This is a genomic window from Arthrobacter sp. NPDC093128, assembly GCF_040683875.1.
Taxonomy (GTDB): domain Bacteria; phylum Actinomycetota; class Actinomycetes; order Actinomycetales; family Micrococcaceae; genus Arthrobacter.
In genome coordinates, this window is sequence record NZ_JBFBEY010000073.1 from 1 (window position 1) to 1,316 (window position 1,316).

Annotated in this window: 1 protein-coding gene; it reads left to right on the forward strand. The window is 61.3% G+C overall.

The genetic code is table 11. From position 1 onward, the window contains the following. Nucleotides 1-106 precede the first annotated feature (106 nt). A complete protein-coding gene (locus AB0N24_RS27535; RefSeq protein WP_364131774.1) occupies nt 107-538 on the forward strand; it encodes a hypothetical protein in 432 nt (143 codons plus the stop codon). Nucleotides 539-1,316 lie beyond the last annotated feature (778 nt).

Here is a 1,316-nt window from a genome sequence, read left to right on the forward strand (position 1 = left end):
GCATGCGCCTCTGCCGGATCAATGTCCACCACAGCCGGCTGAGAATGAAAGGACGGGCAGCCGCGGACTACATCCTCGCCAGCTACCCGTACACCGGCTGATCCTCATGTCACTCGACCTTTCAGCCTTCCGCCCGGACGGCGCGGACCGACCCCCGCGCGTGCTCCCGGTGATGTGCACCGCCTGCAACACCGACCGCCACCTCATCATTACCTCGGTGACACACCCTCGGGAGCAACCGGCCGACGTCGTCGTGGTGTCCCACACCTGCAGCCGGTGCGGGCAATTCAGTGAGCATCCCGCCTGGGTGGCTAAATTATCCCTCGTCCTGGCCCGCTTGGGACAAACAGACGACGTGCTCATCCTCGGCGGCCACTACATGCACTGCGGGCAACCGATGGAACGGAGGCACTCGGAACTCCGCCGGCTGGCTGCACCCCTGTCCACCGAAGATACAGCCGAAGACGAGCTGGAGGTCTATCTCTCCACCCGAGTCCTCAGATGTGCCTGCGGATTCCAAATGGAACTGCCCGAATGACGGTCGGTTCGCGGGACGTCCAAAGAGTCTTGCGGTGTCCGGACCGTACGGCCGTAGTTCGGTCATATGAGTGCTACGGGCGGCAAATGGCTGGCCCAGTGCGCGAGTGTGGCCACTCAGTTCCTAGCACGAAAATTAGCGAGGGGTCATGCGCTTGCTGGTGTGAGCCTGACCTCGAAGCCGAGGGTTTTAGCTGTCGGACGGCCCTTTTTCTGGCCCGCTCAGGATCGCGCCTGAGGGGTACGCGCGCCGGCGCCGGTGTAGGTCTCGCCGTTGGTGAGCATGTTGCATGTCGCGGTCAGAATGATGCGTTTAATCGCGACGGGAGCATTATTTGAACCCCCGCCGGCAGCAGTGCCACAGCCTTAACGAGCTAGTGTGTGTTTCCTTGGTCGGTCAGTTTGCGGGTGGTAGTTGTAGGCGGCGCAACTGCTCGACGGGATCCCAACCATTCGGTGCTTGGCATATCGAGCTGCTGTCCCAGGGCATGCCCTGGTGAATCCAACTGTCGCGCCACTGTTCATAGGTGTAACCGAGGTCGTCATCCGTGACTCCGAACTCGAACCCACAACACCAGCAGATCTCGTACGAACCACCACCTGCGGGTGAGCGCGGAGATTCCGTGAGCCCTGGCCAGCCGCACACGGGACACATAGATGAAGTCATGGCACTATTGTTCCCGGCGGGACTGCCCCGGCTTTTGTTGACTCGGGGTCTTAGGCCGCTGTGAGCGCGGTCCGGTTGATTGTTTCATATTCGATTGGCGTGAGTTTTCCCA

Bases quoted from the DNA above. Each gene is read 5' to 3' on its own strand.
- AB0N24_RS27535 (WP_364131774.1), top strand. From the start codon at position 107: ATGTCACTCGACCTTTCAGCCTTCCGCCCGGACGGCGCGGACCGACCC.